The sequence below is a fragment of the Propioniciclava flava genome (assembly GCF_004126535.1).
Taxonomy (GTDB): Bacteria; Actinomycetota; Actinomycetes; order Propionibacteriales; family Propionibacteriaceae; genus Propioniciclava; species Propioniciclava flava.
Map to the genome: position 1 here is coordinate 65,780 of NZ_PPCV01000008.1, position 21,838 is coordinate 87,617.

24 protein-coding genes are annotated in these 21,838 nt (G+C 65.6%); 14 read left to right on the forward strand and 10 right to left on the reverse strand.

Annotation, left to right across the window (positions count from 1 at the left end):
* The first annotated feature begins 52 nt into the window (after positions 1-52).
* Together C1706_RS14805 and C1706_RS11550 are read left to right on the forward strand one after the other, a co-directional pair.
* Positions 53-1,678: a metallophosphoesterase gene (locus C1706_RS14805; protein WP_129459398.1), complete on the forward strand. Its 1,626-nt coding sequence runs from the start codon at positions 53-55 to the stop codon at positions 1,676-1,678.
* 171 nt (positions 1,679-1,849) lie between these two features.
* Positions 1,850-2,341 carry a helix-turn-helix domain-containing protein gene (locus C1706_RS11550; protein ID WP_129459399.1) on the forward strand — a complete coding sequence of 164 codons (492 nt, stop codon included), beginning with the start codon at positions 1,850-1,852 and terminating at the stop codon, positions 2,339-2,341.
* On the opposite strand, the gene C1706_RS14045 is transcribed toward C1706_RS11550, so the two are convergent.
* Positions 2,338-2,499 (reverse strand): VapC50 family PIN domain-containing toxin, encoded by a 162-nt coding sequence (locus C1706_RS14045; RefSeq protein WP_164987539.1) that lies wholly within the window; start codon positions 2,497-2,499, stop codon positions 2,338-2,340. The two genes, C1706_RS11550 and C1706_RS14045, sit on opposite strands and share 4 nt — an antisense overlap.
* Positions 2,500-2,767: 268 nt before the next feature.
* On the opposite strand from C1706_RS14045, the gene C1706_RS11555 reads away from it, so the two are divergent.
* Entirely contained in the window at positions 2,768-3,316 is a 549-nt protein-coding gene (locus C1706_RS11555) for a GNAT family N-acetyltransferase (RefSeq protein ID WP_129459400.1), read from the forward strand.
* A 196-nt stretch (positions 3,317-3,512) separates the two neighbouring features.
* Here C1706_RS11555 and C1706_RS11560 read toward each other — a convergent pair whose 3' ends face one another.
* Complete coding sequence (locus tag C1706_RS11560; protein ID WP_206661106.1) at positions 3,513-3,869, reverse strand: GNAT family N-acetyltransferase; 357 nt, start codon at positions 3,867-3,869, stop codon at positions 3,513-3,515.
* A 131-nt stretch (positions 3,870-4,000) separates the two neighbouring features.
* On the opposite strand from C1706_RS11560, the gene C1706_RS11565 reads away from it, so the two are divergent.
* Positions 4,001-4,696: a DUF8453 domain-containing protein gene (locus tag C1706_RS11565; RefSeq protein WP_129459401.1), complete on the forward strand. Its 696-nt coding sequence runs from the start codon at positions 4,001-4,003 to the stop codon at positions 4,694-4,696.
* A gap of 95 nt (positions 4,697-4,791) precedes the next feature.
* Here the strand turns inward: C1706_RS11565 and C1706_RS11570 are convergent, their stop codons facing one another.
* Both C1706_RS11570 and C1706_RS11575 read right to left on the reverse strand, forming a co-directional pair.
* Positions 4,792-5,079, reverse strand: a complete 288-nt coding sequence (locus C1706_RS11570; protein WP_206661107.1) for a HigA family addiction module antitoxin — start codon at positions 5,077-5,079, stop codon at positions 4,792-4,794.
* A gap of 16 nt (positions 5,080-5,095) precedes the next feature.
* Complete coding sequence (locus C1706_RS11575; RefSeq protein ID WP_129459402.1) at positions 5,096-5,374, reverse strand: type II toxin-antitoxin system RelE/ParE family toxin; 279 nt, start codon at positions 5,372-5,374, stop codon at positions 5,096-5,098.
* Between the two features lie 126 nt (positions 5,375-5,500).
* Here C1706_RS11575 and C1706_RS11580 point away from each other — a divergent pair, with 126 nt between their 5' ends.
* Together C1706_RS11580 and C1706_RS11585 are read left to right on the forward strand one after the other, a co-directional pair.
* A complete protein-coding gene (locus C1706_RS11580) occupies positions 5,501-6,019 on the forward strand; it encodes a helix-turn-helix domain-containing protein (RefSeq protein WP_206661108.1) in 519 nt (172 codons plus the stop codon).
* Positions 6,016-6,735, forward strand: a complete 720-nt coding sequence (locus tag C1706_RS11585; protein WP_206661109.1) for a DUF6036 family nucleotidyltransferase — start codon at positions 6,016-6,018, stop codon at positions 6,733-6,735. Before C1706_RS11580 ends, C1706_RS11585 begins: the two co-directional genes overlap by 4 nt.
* Positions 6,736-6,783: 48 nt before the next feature.
* On the opposite strand, the gene C1706_RS11590 is transcribed toward C1706_RS11585, so the two are convergent.
* A complete protein-coding gene (locus C1706_RS11590) occupies positions 6,784-7,704 on the reverse strand; it encodes a tyrosine-type recombinase/integrase (RefSeq protein WP_129459403.1) in 921 nt (306 codons plus the stop codon).
* A 141-nt stretch (positions 7,705-7,845) separates the two neighbouring features.
* On the opposite strand from C1706_RS11590, the gene C1706_RS11595 reads away from it, so the two are divergent.
* Complete coding sequence (locus tag C1706_RS11595; protein WP_129459404.1) at positions 7,846-8,205, forward strand: hypothetical protein; 360 nt, start codon at positions 7,846-7,848, stop codon at positions 8,203-8,205.
* A 44-nt stretch (positions 8,206-8,249) separates the two neighbouring features.
* On the opposite strand, the gene C1706_RS11600 is transcribed toward C1706_RS11595, so the two are convergent.
* On the reverse strand, positions 8,250-8,747 hold the full coding sequence (locus C1706_RS11600) for a hypothetical protein (protein WP_129459405.1): 498 nt from the start codon (positions 8,745-8,747) through the stop codon (positions 8,250-8,252).
* A 235-nt stretch (positions 8,748-8,982) separates the two neighbouring features.
* Between C1706_RS11600 and C1706_RS11605 the strand changes: the two genes are divergently transcribed.
* The 3 genes from C1706_RS11605 to C1706_RS11615 all read left to right on the forward strand — a co-directional run bounded on the left by C1706_RS11605 (position 8,983) and on the right by C1706_RS11615 (position 11,732).
* Positions 8,983-9,831, forward strand: coding sequence for a GIY-YIG nuclease family protein (locus tag C1706_RS11605; protein ID WP_129459406.1), 849 nt, complete (start codon positions 8,983-8,985; stop codon positions 9,829-9,831).
* Positions 9,832-9,950: 119 nt separating this feature from the next.
* Complete coding sequence (locus C1706_RS11610) at positions 9,951-10,319, forward strand: bleomycin resistance protein (protein WP_129459407.1); 369 nt, start codon at positions 9,951-9,953, stop codon at positions 10,317-10,319.
* 159 nt (positions 10,320-10,478) lie between these two features.
* Positions 10,479-11,732 carry an ATP-binding protein gene (locus tag C1706_RS11615; protein WP_129459408.1) on the forward strand — a complete coding sequence of 418 codons (1,254 nt, stop codon included), beginning with the start codon at positions 10,479-10,481 and terminating at the stop codon, positions 11,730-11,732.
* Between the two features lie 227 nt (positions 11,733-11,959).
* Here C1706_RS11615 and C1706_RS11620 read toward each other — a convergent pair whose 3' ends face one another.
* Complete coding sequence (locus C1706_RS11620) at positions 11,960-12,772, reverse strand: DUF5677 domain-containing protein (RefSeq protein WP_129459409.1); 813 nt, start codon at positions 12,770-12,772, stop codon at positions 11,960-11,962.
* 260 nt (positions 12,773-13,032) lie between these two features.
* Here C1706_RS11620 and C1706_RS11625 point away from each other — a divergent pair, with 260 nt between their 5' ends.
* Positions 13,033-14,145, forward strand: coding sequence for a hypothetical protein (locus C1706_RS11625; RefSeq protein ID WP_129459410.1), 1,113 nt, complete (start codon positions 13,033-13,035; stop codon positions 14,143-14,145).
* Between the two features lie 924 nt (positions 14,146-15,069).
* Here the strand turns inward: C1706_RS11625 and C1706_RS11635 are convergent.
* Positions 15,070-16,262 (reverse strand): IS3 family transposase gene (locus C1706_RS11635; protein WP_129459412.1). Its coding sequence is split into 2 segments (ribosomal slippage): positions 15,070-15,975 and positions 15,978-16,262, totalling 1,191 coding nucleotides; the frame shifts between segments, so codons are not numbered across the junction.
* Between the two features lie 374 nt (positions 16,263-16,636).
* On the opposite strand from C1706_RS11635, the gene C1706_RS11640 reads away from it, so the two are divergent.
* The 3 genes from C1706_RS11640 to C1706_RS14050 all read left to right on the forward strand — a co-directional run bounded on the left by C1706_RS11640 (position 16,637) and on the right by C1706_RS14050 (position 19,120).
* A complete protein-coding gene (locus tag C1706_RS11640; protein ID WP_129459413.1) occupies positions 16,637-17,977 on the forward strand; it encodes an ApeA N-terminal domain 1-containing protein in 1,341 nt (446 codons plus the stop codon).
* Positions 17,978-18,224: 247 nt separating this feature from the next.
* Positions 18,225-18,605: a DUF305 domain-containing protein gene (locus tag C1706_RS11645; protein ID WP_206080018.1), complete on the forward strand. Its 381-nt coding sequence runs from the start codon at positions 18,225-18,227 to the stop codon at positions 18,603-18,605.
* A gap of 332 nt (positions 18,606-18,937) precedes the next feature.
* The gene (locus tag C1706_RS14050) at positions 18,938-19,120 is read left to right on the forward strand and encodes a hypothetical protein (RefSeq protein ID WP_164987540.1); all 183 of its coding nucleotides are present in this window, start codon (positions 18,938-18,940) and stop codon (positions 19,118-19,120) included.
* A gap of 225 nt (positions 19,121-19,345) precedes the next feature.
* On the opposite strand, the gene C1706_RS11650 is transcribed toward C1706_RS14050, so the two are convergent.
* The gene (locus tag C1706_RS11650) at positions 19,346-20,473 is read right to left on the reverse strand and encodes a sensor histidine kinase (RefSeq protein WP_241653555.1); all 1,128 of its coding nucleotides are present in this window, start codon (positions 20,471-20,473) and stop codon (positions 19,346-19,348) included.
* The gene (locus C1706_RS11655) at positions 20,470-21,183 is read right to left on the reverse strand and encodes a response regulator transcription factor (RefSeq protein WP_028707578.1); all 714 of its coding nucleotides are present in this window, start codon (positions 21,181-21,183) and stop codon (positions 20,470-20,472) included. The genes C1706_RS11650 and C1706_RS11655 overlap by 4 nt, the downstream gene beginning before the upstream one ends.
* Positions 21,184-21,838: the final 655 nt, after the last annotated feature.

The following is a 21,838-nucleotide window of genomic DNA, read 5'->3' on the forward strand; positions in this document are numbered from 1 at the left end:
ATCTCCCAGCAACTCCGGGCGATGGACCCGGTTCGGTGGTGGAGGATCATCAATGAAAACAGTGGAAAGACGAGGCGCGGCGACCGCCGTAGCACTATTGGTCGCGACCGCAGGGCTCACCGGCCTGACGTCGGGGAACGCCGACGCGGCCACCTGCAGCGAGCTCAGCATGCCCGTCTATCAAGCCCTCAATCCGACCTCGGGAGCACAGTTGCTCAGCCCGTGGCCGAACGAGGTCGCCGGCGCGAAGAACTACGGGTTCACTGAGAACCGCGGCCTCGTGGGTTACGGGGCGTGGGCGTCCGGCAGCGGCTATAACCCCGTCACCCGGATGTACAACGCGTCCACCACGGACTTCGTCTGGCTCGCCAACCCCGCCGACATCAGCGCAGCTCAGTCAGCGGGCTATGCCCGGCAAGACGTCATCGGTTTCGCGGCCGCCACCACCCCGACCGCCTGCACCACCCCCATCTACCGCGTGACCCGCGGCAAGGCCACCCGTAACGCCTGGTCCGACAGCGAACTCGCCACCCTCACCTCCACCGGGTGGACGAATCGAGGTGTCGCCTTCTACCTCAAGGTTCCCGGCGCTCAACCCAGCGCCACCCCCACACCCACCCCCAACACCCCCACACCAACGCCGACGCCGACGCCGACGCCGACGCCGACCGCAGCCGAGCCGACGTCCACCCCCACGGCTCCCGGCACGTCACCTGACGGCCAGCCCGGCACCGACGACCCCACCACCTTCAGCATCGCGATCATCGGCGACACGCAAACCGAGGTCCTCACCGACTCCGACCGGCGATTCACCAACCGGACGCAGTGGCTGGCCAAGAACAAGGACGCCTTGGACCTGCGCTACGTCCTCCAGACCGGCGACCTGTCCAACTGGGGCTGGCTCGTCCCCGAGCAGTACGCCCGCGCCAAGGCCGCGACGAGCGTCCTCACGAACGCTGGCATTCCCTTCACAGGTGCGATCGGTAACCACGACACCCGGGCCGTCGGCTGGGATGGCGTACAGGGCTCGTCGGGCTACGGGGGTTCCGCCTACGCCAACAACCCCGAGTGCGCGACCCGGCTCGGGGCCAACCAATGCCACTCCTGGACGCTCGTCCAGGACACCGAAGAGTTCCGCAAGGCCTACCCGGTCTCGTCACTGAAGAACGTGGGTGGCACCTATGAGAGCGGCAAGCCCGACAACGTCTGGACGACCTTCTCCGCCAACGACACCGACTGGCTGGTTCTCACGCTGGAACTGTGGCCGCGTCAAGGCGTCGTTGATTGGGCCAAGCAGGTCGTGGCCTCGCACCCGAACCACAACGTCATCATCCAGACCCACCACTATCTGGAGGGCAACGGCACGATCGCGACCTACAACGGCGGCTACGGGGCGACGAGCCCGAAGTACCTCTACGACCAGGTCGTTTCGGCGTACCCGAACGTGAAGATCGTGGCTTCGGGCCACACCGGCTCCTTCACCAGCCGCAAGGACACCGTCAACGGCAACACCGTCGTCTCCTACCTCGGCAACGATCTGGGCGATGCGGCCAACCCGGTGCGCATCGTCACGATCAACACAGCGACCGGACAGGTGACCAGCAAGGTCGACAACCCGATCGACGGGACCGTCAAGGGCACCACCAGCGACACCATCACGCTCACCCGCAAGGCGTGATGCTCTCTTGAGAGTTTCGAAGGCGACGCGCCGACACACCTCCTCGGCGCGCCGCCTTCGGGGCTCCTTGAACCGCTTCGCATCGATGTAGGGCATCGGGTTGCCGTCAACAGCTAGCCACCACGACGGAACTACCTTGCGAATATTTCGTTTATACGGAACACTCGGGGTATGAACACCGCCGTGCAGGACGCCGCAACCTTCAGCCCCGAAGACCAGCCTGCGGCCGATGTCATCAACTTCGTCGAGGCCCTGCGGAGCCGAGGTCTCGACGTGCCGGAATCGAAGGCTCGCCTCGTCTCCCGCGACGGCGAACACTCCATTGATCTGCCCGACGAGCTTTACCGTGTACTCGTGTTCGCGGCGACCAACATCGCCGAAGGGCGAGCCGTCACCGTCGCCCCCATCGAGAAGCAACTCACCACCCAAGAGGCCGCCGAGTTCCTTGGCATCTCACGGCCCACGCTGATCAAGTTCATCGATCAAGGCGAGATCCCCTGCACCAAGGTGGGCCGCCATCGCAAGGTCCGCCTGGGTGATCTACTCGACTATCAGCGTCGGCGAGCCGCCATTCGTCGCCAGGCATTGGCGGAGATGGTCGACATTGCGCTGGAACACGACCTGTACGAGGCCACCAGCGGTTCAGCGGAGGGGATTCGCTAGATCCAGGTCTCGATGACCTGAGCCGATCCCGGCAGGCCCGCTGCACGAAGCCGCTCCGCAAGGGCGCCGACATCGTGTGGTGGGAGTCGGTTCTTGCGCAGCATCGCCTCAACGGCGGCCCGCGACCACAGCGGGTGAAGGTCCAATTGGTCGAGCACGAAGGCATCAGGGTGTTTGGCCTCGATGTCGTAGGGGCTCAGGGCCGCCGCCGGGAAGTCTTTGAGGTTGAACGTAACGAGGGTGTGGGCTGAACTCCGTACGCACGCGGCCTGGCTATGTCAACCCCACTTGGCCCCGGGGTGACGGCCAGGAATGGACCCACCTTGCGCGAGACCAGCGGCATGAGCGGTTATCGGCTGGCGGTCGAAGCGAGCAGCGGGCAAGGATGGGTCTCTGGACCCGAGAACCACCCAGGAGGGGTTCACCATGAGCGAGCAAGGCACCGGCCCATGGGCCACACAGCGTTTGGTCATCCGCAAGGGCCGAGCCAGTGATGCCGAGGAGATCTGGCCCTGGCGCGAAGACGATGAGCTCAATCGGTGGCTGACCGCCATCCCCACCTCGCCAGAGCAGAACAAGGAACGGTGGGTCGCCGGGCTCGACAGCAACTACGTCGCCGAGATGGCCGGCACGATCGTGGCGACGGGCAAGATCGCACCGGAACAGGCATGGGCGCAGTCCGAGGTTGCCGACCAGGTCGACGGCGCACAGGTTGAGATCGGGTGGGTCGTGGCACCGGGCCATCAGGGCCAAGGGATCGGCACCGAGTTCGCCAGGGCCCTGCTGGACATCTCGTTCGCCTCGGGAGCTCGTCGGGTGACGGCCTACTGCTTCGCCGACAACGCCGCCTCAGCGCGCATCATGGAGAAGATCGGCATGCGCCGCGAGGCCCACTTCCGCACCGATTCCCTGCATCGTTCAGGACGGTGGCTCGACTCCTATGTATACGCAATCCTGGACACCGATCCCCGCTGATCGCGTCAGAAGTGCGCGTTCAATTGGAAGCGGCGTCCCAGCAGGCCAGCGCACCTTGCCCGCCCGAGAAGGTGACGCCCGGAATTGCGAAGTCGCGGGTGATTTCGCCAAAGCCAAGGTGTGCGTGGAGCGCCAGGGAGGCTTGGTTGAGGGCGTTGGCGAAGTACCAGACCTGTCGAACGCCTCGCCTTCGTAGCTAGATGAGTCGAGCGCGAGTCAGCAGCCGTCCCACGCCTCGACGACGTACGGCTGGGTCCACCACAACACCGGTGAGGTACCAGCCCGAGGGGGCATTGCAGTCGGCTGGCAGCTGCAGCCAACTCGCCTTCCCATAGCCCACGAGGTCCGAGCCAGAACGAGCCACAAGGACGAGCTGGCGATCATCCTCGAGCGCTCGTTGGAAGGCACCGATCCAGCGATCCATTGGCTCATCCTCGCGGGCTGCCGCCAATGTCGCGCATGCGCGGACGTCCTCGTTGGCCAAGGTGCTGACCAGCACGGGCAGCGGATCGAGGTCTCCGCTGTCGTCAGTGAACTCCGCGAACTCGGGCATGGGCACCACCGTATGCGGCATGAGAGTGAGTGCGCGAAGCGTGCCGATAGAGGGCCAGACCAGTGCGCCGGCCGCGCGCAGGCCCTGCGGATAATCAATATGTGTCAGTGGTCCCTGCCATCATGCTGGGCATGGGAACTCCAACATGGGCCGACCAACTCGTCGCTTGGTCCGCGCTGTTCTCGGCCCCACTGACGCTTGGCCTATTGGTCTTCGCGGTGTTCGCTTGGCGAACGGCACACAGCACGTTGGAGGAGTCGCGCAAAGCCAGTCTCGCAGCGCAGAGGGCGGCGGAGGCCGCGGAGGCGGCCAACGAACAGCTACGGCGCGATAGCGTCGAGCAGACGAGGCCGTTCGTGTTCGCCGAGGTTATCCCAGGGTTGGCCGGTGTGACATCGTGGGATCTCCGAATCACCAACGCCGGCAAGTCGTCCGCCCGTGAGTTGACGTTGACTCCGTCGAAGTGGTCAGACCGCGAAGACACGGTGACGCAGTCGCTACGGGAACTGCTGGAAACGCCACGCACGCTTCCACCCGGATGCTCAATCCGCACCCTGTGGCGGATCGGTCCTCCTGAGCCGGGCCACCACACCGACGGACCCCACGAGATGGGCATGGACGAGCGCGGGCAAGTCCGGGTCGAGTACCGAAGCGACGACCCGCAGCATGCGCCTTACGTAGATGTCTTCGACGTAAATACTCATGGTGCCGGGCTTTGGCCCGTCCCCGAGGCAGGTCCAGCGCCCGACGGCCTCAACGGGGATTTGCGCAAGTTCTACAGGCTGGGTCAGACACTCGTTCGCCGAGTCGGCGAACTAGGCCGTTGATCTGGTAGCCGGCAGTAGGCGGCCGACTACGCGACTGACGGGAGTATGCGGGCGGACGCGCCACGAGCGTCGCGCAGCGGCATTTGCGGATGTTGTCAGGCGACGGGGTCGAGCCTGCGGACGGTGGGTATTCCGGCGGCACGCTCGGCCGCGAGGTCATAAGCCGACTGCAGGGCCAGCCAAACGCGGGCGGTACCAACGCCTGCTCCCTCCAGTCGAACAGCAAGGTTGGGGCTCACGCGGGCATGGCCGTGCAGGACTCGGCTCAACGTCACCCGGGAGATCCCGAGCCTGGACGCGGCCTCCCCGACACTCAGCCCGAGGTCGGCCAGCACGTCCTCGCGAAGGATCTCGCCGGGATGGACCGGGGTCCTCATCACCATGTTGTCCACCTCCTGGTCAGTGGTAGTCCTGATAGTCGACGAGTTCGACGTCGCTCTCAACGAAGCGGAACGTCACTCGCCAGTTGCCGTTCACCCAGATCGACCAGTGCCCGGCCAGGTCCCCTTTGAGGGGGTGGGTCCGAAACGACGGGATCGCGAGGTCGTCGGGGGTCTGTGCCACGTCCAGCAGCGACAAGATGCGAAGCAACTTGGGGATGTGAGTCGCTTGAACACCCTTCTTCGAACCGTCGCGATACAGCCGCTCCAGACCCTTGTGCCGGAAGCTGACGATCACAAAGACCATCGTATCGCGTAGCGCTACACGATACAAGCCTCGCCCACGCCCTCAACGACCACCAGCGGCAGAGTAGGGCGTTTGCGGACCACTCTTTCCCATAGCTCTGGATGCTATAGTCCGGGCATGGGTGGTCGGGAGGTCCTGCGCGAGGTGATGACTGAGAGCAAGGTGTCTCAGTCGGAGTTGTCGCGGATGAGTGGGGTGCGGCAGCCGAGTATCAGTCAGTTCTTGTCGGGCCGGATCGAGATGAGCGACGAGATGCTGGATCGGCTGCTGTCGTGCTTGGGGTATCGGCTTGAGGTGGTGCGTCGCCCGGTCCGGGTGGAGTTGGACCAGTCGCACCTGCGGAGTTGGCGCCTGCACCGCCAGTTGGCCACTCATCTGGACACCGGCGTGTTGGACGACTGGGTGCCGACGATCCGGCGGAACGTGGAGCGGTTGCGGCACCGCGTTCAGGGTGAACCTCATGTGTCAAACCTGGGCCGGTGGGAGGTGTTGGTGGAGCAGCGCGACGTTCCCGGGCTGCGCCGTGTGATGACCGGCCTAGACACCGACTCGGTGCAGATGCGGGAGGTGTCGCCGTTGGGTGGATTGTTGCCGCAGTCGGAGCGGGCGAAGGTGCTGGCGGTGGTCGGCCGATGAGACGCGACCAGTTGGAGCATGCGATCCGGACGGCGTGCCAGATCATCGGGCATCCGGCGGTGATCATCGTGGGGTCCCAGGCGATCTTGGGCAGCTTCGGCGAGGACGAACTACCGGTCGAGGCGACCATGTCGGTGGAGGTCGACGTGCTGCCCATCTCCGACAACAACACGGTGACCGCCGAGTTGGCGGACCTGATCGAGGGGGTCGCTGGGGAGTGGTCACCGTTTGAGGAGCAGCACGGGTTCAGCATCGATGGCGTCGACCTCGACACGGCGGTCCTGCCGGCCGGGTGGCGGGACCGGTTGGTGCGGGTCCAGAACACGAATACGGCGGCGCCGTCGGGGCGGCCGCAGTTCATCGGCTGGTGCCTGGAGCCGGAAGACCTGTGCGTGGCGAAGTTGTGCGCCCACCGGGAGAAGGACCTCAACTTCGTGCGTGCCCTCCACGCGGCCGGATTGGTGAGCGCCATCGTGATCGCGGACCGTCTGGGTCAGGTGGACGCGCGGCACCAGCAGGCGGCAGCGGTCGCCCTCCGCTGGATGGCGTCCCTGCCCGCTGCTGTCGGTACCACCAGCCCCGACAAGCCGGCTCCCGGCATGGATGCCGCGGGTCCATCGTGGGAGCGGGTCACGGGTCGGATCGACGGCTCAGCGCAGGAACGCCGGACACCGCCACGGTCGCAGCCCCCGCCCGGGCGCTACCCGGGTCGCTGAGCACCATCACATCTGGTGGGCCTGCCCATCCGGTGCCGTCGAGCGCTGTCAGGTGCCGGAGGCCATGTAGGCGGCGAGGATGTAGTTCGGGTGACGGTCGAGGTTCTTGCGGGCTCGGTCGTAGCGCATCGTGGTTCGCGGGTCGGCGTGCCGGGCCGCGATCTGCACGTCGCGGAGGTCGACGCCGGCATCCAGCATGGTCGTCACGAACGTGTGACGCAGCATGTGGGGGTGCATCCTGGGTAGCCGCACGCCGGCCTGGTCGGCGAGCTGCTTCAGCCGACGGGTCGCGGCATGCCGGTCCATGCGGGTCCCGCGGATGGTGCGCAGGACGGGGCCGTCCGCGCGTCCGCCAACCGCGCGTTCGATCGCCCGCTGGACGGCGGGTGGGAGGGGGGTGAGGACGACCTTGCCGCCCTTGCCCCGGACCTTCAGGACGCGGTGGCCGTGTTCCTCGCCGAGGTCGGTGATGTTGGCGCCGCACGCTTCGAAGATCCGCAAGCCGAGCAGCCCCAGCATGGTCACCAAGGCGAAGTCGTTGGTGTTCGTCGACGTGCGGGCCGCGCTGAGCAGGGCTTCGAACTGCAGGTGCGACAGGCCGAGCGTGGGTGACTCAGGTGGCACGTTCGGTCGTCGCACGTAGTCAGCTGGGGACTGCGGCAGGACCTGGTCGATGACGCACGTGCGGTAGAAGCCGACCACGACCGACACACGCCGGCTGACCGTGGACGGTTGGAAATGGCGCACTTCCTGCATCCACCGGGCATACAACTCGATCTGGGCGCGCTGCGCCTTCAACGGGTCGACACCCCGTTCCCGGCACCACACCAGGAACGCGCGCAGGTCCGACTCAGTGTGCACCAGGGTCTGCCCCCGATACCGGGCCAGATAGGCAGCGACCGCCTTCACCAAAGGATCAGTGGCAGCGTCAATGAGAACGGGAAACAGGACAGGCTCGAGACTGGTCATACCCGATGCTGCAACCGACCAGGCAGCCACGCGCCAGCGGCACGAACGACGCCCCAGGAGCGGCATGACCGGCCGAGGCATGATGGCCGTGTGACTGGGCCGAGGCAGACGCGACAGGGTGCTGAGCACCAGCGACGCTCCGTGGAGCGTGGAGCAGTGGCCGTGGGGCTGGCAGGGCTGGCCGCCTTCCAAGCAGCCCTTGCGATCGGGACCCCTTGGGGCCGAGCCAGCTACGGCGGCGCTCACATCGGCGTGCTTCCCAGCCGCCTCAGGGTCGTGAGCGCAGGAGCCGCGCTCCTCTACAGCGGACTCTCTGTCGCGATCGTGAGTCGTCGCACCCCGCTGAGGGTGCGCCGCCATGTCCTGACCGGAATCACCGCACTGATGGGTGTGGGTGCCGTCCTGAACGGCATCTCGCCTTCCTGGCCCGAGCGAGCGACGTGGACTCCCACAACCGCCCTGCTGGCAGCACTGGCTTGGCGAGCTCGCCGGGACGGCTGAGACGTTCCTCCGAGCGGCATGACCGGACGTGGACAGCGTCCCAGTCACAGGCTGGCCAAGGAGAGCCGGACTGCCTCCGTCACGTCGCGGGCCCCAGGCGCGGCGATAAGGTCGGCGAAGACTCGGACACGGCTGGCGGCAACCCACTCAGATCGTCTTGCTATATCCATCACCGATTGCCGAGGCACCTCGATGGCTTGACTGATTTCATAGTTGCGTCCGTCAAATAGCACAAAAACACATGCGTCAAATTCGTAACTGCGGAACGGCGAAAATACCTGGGACTTATGGGCGCCAGGGAAGATCACGCGGCTCTTCACCTGCAACAGCCGACCATCGTTCGCTCGCACGTCCCAACTCTTCTCTGAATTGGGCGCGAGTTCCCCACTGTACGCAAGGGCCACAACACGCTCCGCCAGATCTCCGGCGGGCGCGTTGCGAGTTCGGATAACTCCGCGCCGCAACAGCTCCTCCAGGATCGCAAGGTAGAACCGCAGGAGGCGGCTGGTGCTCCACTGGGTCAAGTCCTTGAAGTCTGTCACCCTCTCACCGTGGCACAAGTCGGAACCGAACCGAGAGTTGTACGCCCACCCGCCATATTCGGGCAGCGGCACGCTGGGGGCCGCCCCGCCGCAGGCCGTCGGGCCGCGCCGCGGCTTGAGCGCGGTGGGCCCTTGGGCGGCGGCGACATGAAGTGGCGGTTGCGTGGCTCTACAGCGTCCACTGCCTCGATTGCCCGCGTCATCGAGTTCAAGCTCGGCCCGGTAGGTTCACCCCATGGGGTCCGACCTTCCGAAGCCATTCACGCTCACTCTGGGTGACGTGCTGCATGCGGCCGGCATAGAGGCTACCGACGTGCTCGTGATCCGCCACACGTACAAACCGGACGGGCTGACCTCCCCAGCCGACGCGACCCCAGAAGCGGTGTTGGCCTACACCCGAGTCCAGCACCTGAAGCCCGGCAAGATCCCAGCAGTGCCGCCCCGGTGGTGGCTTATCTTCATGGCCGAAGCCGGCCGACGCTGCCGGCTGCTGACGGTGTACGACAACTCTGGTGAGGCACTCGAGGAACGGACCGACACCCGCCGGTCGTTCAACCTGCACGAGTCGGACGCGCTGGCGTCGCTGCACGGCCGCTTGTTGATCGAGTGGTCGAAGGATCCGGTGAACTGGGCCAAGCGCGGCCCGGCCGGAGCGAAGTTCCCCGTCGTCGAGATCGCCGACCCACAGGTGGTCGAGTTCCCCGGGTACGACAAAGTGCTGCTGTCGTACGCGCAGCTCCGCCAGATGGTAGGCGACTCCCGCTACACGAAGTGGCATGCCGCGTTGGGCGCGGTGCAGGGCGTCTACCTGATCGCCGACACGGCGACCGGGAAGCTGTACGTCGGGAAGGCCGATGGAGGGGAGCGGATCTGGGGCCGCTGGACGACATACGCCCGGGACGGTCATGGCGGCAACGTGGAGATGCGCGAGCTAGTCGAACGCGACCCCAATCAGCCGGGTCGGTACCTGCTCAGCATTTTGCGGGTGTTCGGGCCCCAGGTTCCCCAGTCGGAGGTCGACGCGGCAGAGGCCCACTTCAAGTCGGCCCTGCTGTCCCGCAAGCACGGACTGAACCGGAACTAGCCTAACCGGCGGCCGCAGACGGCGCCTTGCTGTTACCCGGTGCAACTTGACATTCAGGCACCACGGCGGCGTGATCGGATGTGCCCTGGGGCGAGCGCAAGCCCGATGTAGGGTCGAGCATGGTCGACCATGCGACGCCCAATCTCCCGTCACGCCACTTCGAAGCAACGATCAACTTCAACGCAGCGCTCGGATTCACAGTCGTCTTCCGTGACGTAGGCTGGCTGATCCTCAGCCGCGGCGACCTCATCCTCGAGTTCTTCCCCGACGCCAACCTCAACCCCGCCTCGTCTTCCTTCGGCTCGTGCCTTCGCCTCGACGACCTCGACGCCTTCTACAGCGAATGCCGGAAGGCAGGCATTCCAGAGACCACCGTCGGCTGGCCACGTATCGAGCCGCCCAGGCATGAGGCCTCCGGACTGCGAATCGGCGCTCTGCTCGACCCTGACGCCAGCCTGTTACGACTCATCCAGAACCGCGATACGTAACTCGTGACGCCCGGGGCGTCGGGTCGAGCGATTGAGCCGTGTCACACACACCTGGCGGCAGATGAGTGAAAGCGCAGCCGGCTCAATCCTGCAAGTCAGGAAGCTCAAATCTGCAAGTTGAGTGCCTCAGTTCTGCAAGGAACGTGACAGACTGTGGTCATGGACGCCACCGAACCCTACCCGCGGTCCCTGGAGGTAGCGGTACGCGATGCCCTCGCGGACACACCGGTGGTGGTCATCCAAGGTGCCCGCCAAGTGGGCAAGAGCACCCTCGCCCAATTGGTGGCCGCAGGTTCGCTGAACGTACGCCAGGTCACGCTCGACGACCCGGCCGCCTTGGCGGTCGCGGAGTCCGATCCCGCGTTCTTCGTCGAACAGGCCGGCCGCGGACTGCTCGTGATCGATGAGGCCCAACGCGCCCCCGGGTTGATCCTGCCGTTGAAGGCGTCGGTGGATCGTGACCGTCGCCCGGGCCGGTTCCTGCTGACCGGGTCCGCGGACCTGCTACAGGTCAAAGGGGTCGGCGACTCCCTGGCCGGACGCGCCGAAACCGTCGAACTCAAACCCCTGAGCCAAGGCGAACTCACACGCCGCAGCGACAGCGAAGACTTCGTGTCCTGGCTGCTGTCCGGAGCTGATACCGGAACCGGCCGCTTCCAGGCGCTGAACCCGGCCGTCGTGGTGACCGGCGGCTTTCCCGAAGTCGTGCGCCGCACCCCCCAACGAGCGGGCCGTTGGTTCGACTCCTACGTCGAACGACTCGCCGACCACGACGCCCGCGACCTGCACCGCGGCGGCTACCCCGACCACCTGCGTCACCTCTTGACGCTCCTCGCTGCCGGCGGCATCCAGGAGCTGGTCAAAGCCAAGACAGCCCGCACCCTGGGTGTCGCCGAGAACACCATCGACACCTACCTGCGCCTGGCCGCCACCATGCGGCTCGTCGCGTCCCTGCCCTCGTGGGGTCGCAGCCAACGAGGACGCGTCGCCCGTCGCCCCAAGATCTGCCTCCACGACACCGGGCTCAGCGCAGCCCTCGCCACCTTCACCACCGCGCACGCCCTGACCATCGGAGGCCGCGAATACTACGGGGCACTGGTGGAACAGTTCGTGGCCCTCGAACTGGCCAAGCAACAGGCCTGGAGCAGCACCCCGTACTCCCTCTACCACTTTCGCGACCTCGACGGCCTCGAGGTCGACCTCATCATCGAATTGGCCGACGGACGCCTCCTCGCCATCGAAGTCAAGAGCAGCACCTCCATCACCGAGAAAGCCTGGACCAACCTCATCCGCTTCAAAGACCGCTTCCCCGACCGACACATCACCGGAGCCTGCCTCCACGCAGGAACCCAGACCGCCGTCATGGGCGGCTGGCTCCACATCCTCCCCATAACCGCCCTCTGGCAGCACTAATCTGGAAGCCCGGAGGGCGGCATGACAGTGCGTTGCGCAAGTCCGCACCTGCAGCGATTCTGACCCAGTGAACAAGATCGATGAACTTCAGAGGATGATCGACGCTCTGCGACGACAACGGGAGGACTGCGAGCCTAAGTCGAACGGGAACCCGCGATATCTGCGCTACTCCAACGCTGTCTCCGCCCCCAGTGGATCATCGAGGACCTTCGCCACGAACATGCCCGCTAGCGCTTGGCCAGCGTCTTCTGGGCGTCGGCCCGACGCCGCTTGGCGATGGCCCTTGCGTTCACCGGCAACTCGGCGTTGATGCCCAACTCGCGTGCGATATGACGTAGTTCGTTGCGGCGCGATCGCGTCTCGTCGTAGTAGTTCGCCACCATCCCCGACCACACCAAGCAGTACGCCACCAAGGACGACCAAGCAGTCCCGCCCATGGGCTCCGGCCGCGCGATGAACCGAAAGCTGGCTTCCGAGTGGTTGGAGTCGATCTCCTCGACGTACTCGTCGACGGTCATGATCGATACGTGGCTGAGGTTGCTTAGTACGCGGAAGTACGCGTAGGCGCCATCGAGCGCCACCTCGCCGGCCAACTGCTCGAAGTTCCGGGCCTGAGTGGCGCTCGGAGTTTCCACGTCGGCCCACTCGGTGTACGGGATGGTCCCGCCGTCCTTGAACGACTCGATGCCCTCCCAGGCCCTCTGTAGGGCCCGCCGCTGACGCCCGTCCTCCTTCATGATCGCCTCGGCGCCATCGGCCACCTCGTCGGCCCAGACCGCCGTCAAGGTGCTCTCGTAGATGCTGCGTACCAAGGGCATGTGCACGATGGTGAGCCCAGCGGGCATCGCCGGCCTCAGCAGGCGGGCCGTCTCGTGGACATGGGTCACCAAGCCCACCACGATCGCCGTTTGCGCCGGGCTGCGGTCACGACCCTTGCGGGCTCCACTGGCCCGCCACGAGATGTGACTCGTCTCGACGAACTCGTCCCAGCCGGCCAGTAACTCGTCGAATGCCTTGGCCAGTTGCGCGTACTCGTCCATGGTCCTCCTCTGGGCTGCTACCCCCGGCCCGAGGCGAGCGTACCGAAGCCCCGGATTCTCCGACCCCGCCGTCGACCATCGGCGCGAACTTCGTCTGTCGAACGGCCGCGTGCGGCAGAAGGGGTTGTGCGACGACGAAGATCGCCTGGCGAACCTGGTGCTCGAGCGAGAGGGTGGCATGAACCCGCAACCGGTCGTCGACATCAGATGGTTCGACCGGATCAGACCGGAATGTCGGCACCACCAGCCACAATGTCGCTGTGACATCTGCTGACGTGAGATCGCTTCTCGATGAGGCGCTTGACGAGTTCGACAAGCCAGGCATGAGCCTGAGCGCCAACGTGCGCCGAGCGCACCGCATCGCGTCGCTGCGACAGGACCTCATCAATCTCTACTGGCTGCAACTCGAACTGACGGACATGGCTGTTGGCAAGCCGGGAGACAGGATGCGGGATCCCCACACCAAGAAGATCAGGGACCGGATAGATGCCCTACTCGGTGCCGAAGCTGGGTATGAGGCGGGCCAAGGCGGGTACCACCAATGGGAGCGCAACCGGACGGCGATTATCGACGACGCGAACATGCTGTACGCCGTCTCGATCGGCCAGCTTGAGCAAGACCTTGCCTCGCAGCAGGCGTTGTATAACGAGCAGTTGCCCGGGAATCTCTCCGCCGACGCCGCGTTCTACACGATGAGGCAGATGGAGTCGGGCAAAGCAAGCCTGCTTATGAACATCCAGCGGATCCAGACGATCATCGAACGAGTGCGATCGGCCGTGCATACCTTCTTGGTGAATACAGAGGCCGAACTTGACGCCGGCCAGCAGGTTGCGTCCGTGTTCACCCGCGCCCAGGAGTACGTGAACTCGGCCCTCCAGAAGGTCGCGCCAGAAGCCCTGAACAAGTTCGTAAGCGCCCAAGACCGGCTCTACAGCGAAGACCCGGAGGGACCGTCCCACGCGCTCACTTCGTGTCGCCGGATGATCAAGGCATTGGCCGACGCTCTCTACCCCGCCACCGATCAGACAGTCACGGGCGACGACGGCATCGACCGGGTGATGTCGGATGACCTCTACCGAAACCGCTTGGTTCAGTGGATACGAGAAACGATCGGCAGGCACGCTCATACGGACGTCATCAAGGACACGATTGCGTCCTTTGGCAGCCGCTTGAAGTCGCTCGACTCACTAGCGAGCAAGGGTGTGCACGACAAGGTGACCGTGGCGGAGGCCGAGACCTGCGTCGTATGGACGTACATGTTGGCCGCGGATCTGCTGCGCGTCGCAGATGGGACATCTACAGTCCTCGCGCCCGCGAGTGAGTCTGCACCCGAATCCGCGGATGCGGCGATGCGCGCCACCCAGTGGTTATGACGACGCCAGCGTCAGCACCGACCGGCACGATGGACTTGTGACCGCGCCTCAGAAGTCCGCCACCCTCAACGCCAGCCTCGAACACAGCCGGTTCAAGGACTTGGCAGAGCTCCGCCGCTTCATGCAGCGCTACATCGACCTGTGAGATCGGGATCGCGATCGAGGCGCTGAGATCAAGCTGGAGTATGCCCAGGGCTCCGGACCTGTGATCTGGGCGCTTGCCAATCGCTCCGGTGAACTCAGCGCACGATTCGGCTGCTGTCCGAACAGAACCGCCTGGCAGTCGCGGTACCACTCATCCGCTTGCTGCTGGAGAACATGATCACCCGAATCTGGCTCTACCTGTCTCCCGACAGTGCGCGCTCCCTAGTCCAGGAAGGCCTGCGCAACCGGGTGGCGGCGATCCGAGAGATCACCGGTCACGGTGCGGCCGGCTTCATCACGGTGCGGCCGGCTTCACCCGGGAGACCTTGGACGACTGGACGAGCCACCTTGATGAGTTCGGGCCAGATGCAAGCGAAGATGGACGCAAGTTCGAGAAGCGATGCCAATCCATCTTGGATGGGCCGGGCGTATACACCACTTGGCGCATGGCGAACGCGCTCAGCCACGCTGACCTAGCGATAGGCGACCTCTACCTCGTAGACACAGAAAGGAACTCCGAGAACCCACTTGGCGTTGACCTGGACCCCGGTGCGTTGCTGCCATCTCACGAGGGCCTGGCTCAGCACGGCCGCCTGCACGCTCCTCGGATCGATGAAGACGTTCGACCTGATCAGCGCGAAGGGTCGGTTCAAGAACCAGATAGCCGATGGCGCGAAGAAGATCGGGATTAGGTTGGAGTTCAGGCTGGTCGACCAGTAGTACGCGCACACAGGCCCAGCCAACGACGGGACTGCTGCACGAATAGGTGACAGGTTGTAGTCACGCCGCCAGTGCGACGGTCGTGTTCATGATGGTCTCGAACTCGATGGGCGTCAAACGGCCCAGGCGGGCCTGGCGTCGGCGGCGGTGGTAGGTCCGTTCGATCCAGGTGACGATGGCGATGCGCAGTTGCTCGCGAGTGGTCCAGGAGCGGCGGTCGAGGACGTTCTTCTGCAGCAGCGCAAAGAAGCTTTCCATGGCGGCGTTGTCTCCGCTCGACCCGACTCTGCCCATACTTCCGACCATGTGATGACGGGTGAGCGCGCGCCGGAATTTTCGGCTTCGGAACTGAGATCCTCGGTCCGAATGAACCACGCAACCGGCGACATCACCGCGCATCGCGACCGCGTTCTCGAGCGCCTGGACGGCCAGCCGGGACTTCATCCTCGAGTCGATGGAGTACCCGACGATCCGACCGGAGAAGACGTCCTTGATCGCGCAGAGATAGAGCTTGCCCTCACTCGTTTTGTGCTCCGTGATGTCCGTGAGCCACAGCTCGTTCGGTGCCTCGGCGGCGAACACATGCCGAGTCCTGCCGTCCTCGTAGACCACCGCGCAAAGGTCGTCGTGCACCGGAGGACCGGGCTGGCGGCCCTTACCCCGCTTGGGTTTCCCGAACGCGCTGAACCAGCCGTTGCTCGACGCGATCCGCCACGCGGTGCGATCCGACATCGCCTCACCGGCATCGCGGGCCTCGTCCGCGAGCAGCCGGTGTCCGAACTCGGGGTCGTCTCGGTGGGCGTCGAACAACGCGTTCGCACGATACGCCTCCACCACCTCACCCGGCGTGATGGGGGTCGCCAGCCACCGGTAGTAGGGCTGGCGGGAGAGCTTGAGCACCCGACACGTCACCGTCACAGGGATCCCTGCATCGGCGAGCTCCGTTACGAGCGGGTACATCATTTTCCCGGCAGGTTCGCCTGCGACAGATACGCCGCCGCGCGGCGGAGCACCTCGTTCTCCTGCTCGAGCAGCCGGTTCCGCTTCCGCAGCTCACGGATCTCGGCAGCCTCGGTGCCGGTCTGGCCGGGCTTGGCGCCCTCGTCGACGTCGGCGCGGCGCAGCCACTTCTGCAGCGTCATCGGGTGGACACCGAAGTCCTTCGCGATCTGCTCGATGGTTACGCCGGGCTCGCGACCCCGGGCAACGCGAACCACGTCGTCACGGAACTCGCTCGGGTAGGGCTTGGGCACAGCAACATCCTTCCAGGCCCACCCCCACGGGCAAGCCAGATCAGATGTCACCTATTCGTGCAGCAGTCCCGACCGCCATTTGGCACTTGAGCGAGACTGGCCGCGTGTCTTCTGGCCTCTTGGGCGACTGGTACGCCACCTGCCTGCCTTGGCGGGCACGGCAGGTGGCGCTGCTGTCAACGACCGAATTTGTTGCCCTACTGGTGCCGGTCGCCCCAACCGCCACATTGCTGGACCTCTTGGCCCCGAGTTCGCCGCCCTTCTAGCAAACCCACCACCTCCCGGCGTCCGTAATGGTGGTCCCATCTGTCGAAATTGTCGCACGCAAGAGCGAAGTGTCGCGCGGTGAGCTTGCGTGTGGCCAAACTGGTGCCGTGGAAAACGAGCTGCGACCAGGGACCTTGCGAGTGGGATGGATTCACACCGAACGAAACCGCGAGAGCGTCATTGAGGGTTGGACGCTACAGGCTGACGGCGAGCTGTTCCGCCTAATTCACGCGTCCAGGGGCTTCTTCGGTCTTCGCGACCAGGTCACACGCTGGGCCTCCGATGGGTCGACGGGATGGGGCGACGACCCTGATCGGACCAAATACCAGTACGGGCCACCCGAGATTCTTTGGTTCGTGGATTCGTCGGGCTGCGTGACCCTTACCAAGCCAGCAGGCTTCGGCCACCGCAGATCGGGGTACGGAGATCGCGTCGAACTCCGTTACAGGCGCGCTGTTCTCGGAGGGCCAACCCTCACGGACTACCGACGAATCAATGGTCTCCGCTCCGAGTTGCCCGGACTGCGCGGGTGGATGGCGGTGGCGACCACCCAGCCGGTCAGCACCCTCGATAACGAGGGGAAGGTGGTATCTGTGTCGTTCAGCGTGACGGCTCCCGCTGCTGTCCGGCTGACGCGGAACCTGAACCTCGAGGCGCGCCCGTCCTTCTCGACGCGCAGAGACGGCGACACCTTTGCGGTGGACGAACTGCTCTACATCCAGTCGCAGGTTAGGGGGCCGGCCCGCCCTTGGGACGAGCACCTCGTCCTCCACAGAGCCGTTCGGGACCTCCTGCGAGTGTCGTCTTGGATGCCGATGTCCTTCGGAAAGCAGTTCGCATCACACACCGACGACCGGCAACGAACCGCTGACGGCAAATCCTTCGGGCCAAGATGGTCGGGCGTAGAGACTCCGAAGTCATCGCCGCCCCCGGTGCCCGACAGGCACGATTTCTTGTTTAGGTTCGGTGACATCAACGGTGGGCCGGGAGTGCGGCGCTGGCTACGTCTACGGAGCGATTTCTGGCGTGGACTCGCACCCCTTCTAGACCTCGTGGAAGACCGTAGAGCTCCAGTTGACATTCGCGTTGCTCAGGCCGCGATCGGCCTTGACGCAATCGGTTATCAACTCGTCCTCGAGTCGGGACGCACCCCTAGCGAAGCGAGGCGTATGAGCCATGAGAGTCTGCTCAGGCGTGTCTGGCGCGACATGTCCGTTCACCCTGACGTGAAGCAGAGCTACTGGGTGGACCTCGGGAACCGTTGCTACCAAGGCACCAAGCACGCGGACCGAGAAAGCGCTTCGCTCGATGAGCTGTTGGAGGTTGAAAAGCTCCACCAACTCGTCTTCCGGCTATGGGTTGCGCAACGGTTGGGCATGGAACGGGGAGTTCTGGCTGACCGGCTGAGCACCGACTCGATGTCCCTTTCACTGAGCCAGAATCGATAGCAAGCCCATACGTCAACCGTTATGGCTCGGAACGCCCAGTCTCCAATTCGAGTTCACACTGGCCCCGACCCAGAACACGTCCAAGTGGCGTGTCCGTTACTCCCCGTTGAGCGAGCCCACAACCTCGACGCCCACGTCCGCCCATGGGCAGTTGAGTAACCACACGCACGTCGGCAGAGTCGAGCACACCCGATGGGCGCCCAAGGGGATGAGGGCCGCTTGGCCGCTTGCTCGGACGTCCAACAGGGTGTACCTGAACACTTACTCGATCGACCACGTCTTCTGGAGTTGGACGCGGTTCTTCATGACGATGATGTCCGCGGCGACCATGACTGTCGTCATGTTGACCTTCATGCTGGGGATGTACCGCAACCGGATGGTGAACGCGGTGATCGTGGTGGGAGCTGTCGTGGTGTTCGGTGCGGGCCTTGCCCTGGTCCGCACCCAGGCCACCGTCGGCGACGTCGCGTGGATGCGGGCGATGATCCCGCACCACTCGATCGCGATCCTCACCAGCGAGCGCGCCCACCTCGAGGATCCGCGGGTCCGTGAGTTGGCGGACTCGATCATTGAGGCGCAGCGCAAGGAAATCGAGGAGATGAAGGCCTACATCAAGGAGTTGGAGTAGGGGAACGGGCTCCCGGTGCAGGCGGCCGAGGCGACGCGCGATGCTCGGCGACGTCCCGTGCACCAGCCCGCGTGGTGATCGTGGAGGGCGATTCCGTGCACGGGCCGCAACCCGAACGCGTGGTCAGCGAGGCCGATCTGCTGGTGGGGGCGCGAGTGGAGGGCTTGGAGGCCGCCAGTTGACCAGCTCTGTGAGGTGCGATCGGTGGCGGCATGGAGGGAGCTGAGGAACGCCGACAGATAGTTGGCGTGGGTCTTGCCGCTGACCGGAGCGCGCGTCGGCGATTTGTGCGTTGGACCGGCCTCTCGGCGACGGGGCCGAGCACCTCCGCCGTGATCGAAGGCATCATGATATTGGTCGCTGTGGCGTTCATCCTGTGGACCTCGGTGGTGCTTTCCTCAACCCGCTCCAGTTGGAGAACGTGGGCGTCGGGCTGGCATTCGGTGGTCGCGTCCGCCGTCAACGGCGCCGTCGCCGTCGCCGTGGTCCTCATGCGAGCCGCATGCGCCGCTTGATCAGGCTGACTGCTGACGGAAATACCTGATGACCGACCTGTGGACCTCGGCCCGGAGTCGTGCCGGGTGTCATATGGAAGCGGACGTTCTGCCTACTGTCTCCTGGACGACGCGGACGGCTTGGCGTCAGCTCGCAGGCCACCCGGACGAGGGCGTGACGCCGGCGCACTGAGCGGCTGTCCGGTCAGCGTCCACAGCGGAGGAGCGGGTGTCACGGTCTTGCCCTCACCGCCCCGATTGGTGCGTTTCCCTGGGGAGGGTGAGTCGCAGGGTGGCGCCGGTGCCCTCCCCGTCGCTGGTGGCGGTGAGGCTGCCCCCGTGGGCTTCGGCGAGTGCTTTGGCGATGGTGAGCCCGATGCCGGATCCGCCCTTGTCGGCCTCCCTGGCGGCGTCGCCGCGGTAGAAGCGCTCGAAGATGTGCGCGAGTTGTTCGGCGGTCATGCCTTGGCCTGTGTCGGCGACGCTGATGGTCACGGCGTCCGGGGTCGAGGTTGACGTCACGTCGACTCGTCTCCCCTGGGGGGTGTGTCGGAGGGCGTTGGTGAGCAGGTTGCCGAGGATCTGGGCGACGCGCTGGGGGTCGGCTCGGACCGGCACGTCGTCGACTCGGACGGTGAGGGTGACGCCTTTGGTGTCGTAGGCGTGCCTGGCCTGACGGATCGCCGGCTCGACCAGATCGGTGAGCGGTTGCACGCTGGTCTGGAGTTCGATGCGTCCTTCTTCGGCTCGGGACACCTCGTCGAGGTCGCGGGCGAGCCGAGTGAGGCGTTGGGCTTGTTGCTCGACGACGGCTTGGGTGTTGTCGTCCCAGGTGAGGACACCGTCGGCGATCCCTTCGAGGTGGGCGTTGAGGGTGGCGATGGGGGTACGCATTTCGTGGGCCAGGTCGGACAGGAGGCGCCGGCGGGTGTTCTCGACGTCGCCGAGGCGGTCGGCCATGGTGTTGAACGTGTCGCCCAGGGTGCTCAACTCGGGGCCGCCGCCCGTGACGGTGACCCGGGCGTCGTGGTCGCCACGGCTGAGCCGGCCGGCCGCCTGGGTCAGGAGCTCGACGGGATGGCCGATGCGGCGGGTCAGGTACCACGAGATCCCGAGGGAGGCGGCGAGCGCGACCAGCAGCCCGACGGTGAGGGAGATCATGCTGGCGTCGGCGAAGGCGCGTTCGATGTGGACGATCTCGGGAGAGTCGGGCGGGTGGCCCGTGTCCAGGAGGTGGGCGTGGAACAGCGGTGGCCCGATGATCGCGGCGGTCAGGCCGGCGCTGGCCACGATGGCGAACAGGACGATGGCTTGGGCGACGAACAGCTTGGTGCCGAGCCGCCACGCTGCGATCGCCTCAAGCAGGCGGGTCACCCTCGTCCCATCCGGTAGCCGACGCCGCGGATGGTGGTGATGTAGCGCGGTTCGGTCGGGTCGTCGTCGAGTTTCTTGCGGAGGTTGGCGACGTGGACGTCCACGACGTGTTCGTCGCCGACCCACGCGGTGTCCCACACGGCGTCGATCAGTTGGCGGCGGCTGAGCGCCAAGCGGGGTTGGGCGGACAGGACGTCGAGGATGTCGAACTCGGTGCGGGTGAGGGCGACGGGGTGGTCGCCGATCCACACTTCGTGGCCGGCGGCGTCGATGCGCAGGTCGCCGAACACACGCTGATCCTCCACCGCGGGGGCGGCGGCGGGTGGGCGGCGGGGGCGCCGCAGTACGGTCTGGACGCGGGCGACGAGTTCGCGGTTGCTGAACGGCTTGGTGAGGTAGTCGTCGGCCCCCACGGACAATCCGATGAGCCGGTCGACCTCGTCGCCGCGAGCAGTCAGGATCAGGATGTAGCAGTCGGAAAAGGTGCGGATCTGGCGGCACACCTCGATGCCGTCGAGGCCGGGCAGCCCGAGGTCGAGCACGATGACGTCGGGGTCCTCGGCCCTGGCCTGGTCGAGGGCCTCGGGGCCGGTGTGGGCCTGGCTGACCTGGTGGCCCGCGCGGGTGAGGTAGGACGCGATGACGGCGGCGAGTGCGCGTTCGTCATCGACGACCAGCACCTTGGTCGGCAGTGCACCTTCGCTGTTCATGTCAGCCAGTATGGCCGCGGCCGGCGCGCCGGCGGTCGGCGGGGCCGGGCTCTCGCGCGGGTCTTGATGCGATCTTGAGAAGGTCCCGGTCGGACGATGTGGCAGCGCCGGGCGCTGTGTCCAGCCGGTGTTCGAGCCAGCGCTGGAGGGACGCCGTTCTCTCGACCGCGCCGTGGAACCGTACGGCGCCTCCTATCGGGGAGGGACTTCGAGGCGGGATTGCGACCCCTTCGATTTGCGATTGGGTGCCGAGCGCGGCTGGGGTGTCAGGCGGGACCTGCATGGACGAGTGAGGTGAACGCCGTGCAGCTGGTTGATGGCCGCATCGGTAGGCGGGTGGGCTCGACGAGCTTGTCGACGGCCGACAAGGCCGTCGCAGCCTCGCCCAGCCGGCGTTGGCAGGGTTCGCTGGGCGACATCACCAGGTGGTCCGATCTTGACCGAACCTGAACCTGCGCCACACGGCGACTCCACAGCAGGCGGCCACAGTGGCAGGAGGCCAGGAGAGGGGAGCGCTATGGGCTGGGAGATGTGGGTCCTCATGCTCGTCGGCATGGCCGGCTTCTGGGCAGTGGTCCTGTTGGGCATCCGCGCGCTGTTCCTGGCGGGCGGGAACACGCCTGAGCCGCGATTCCGCGATGCACCCGAGAACGAC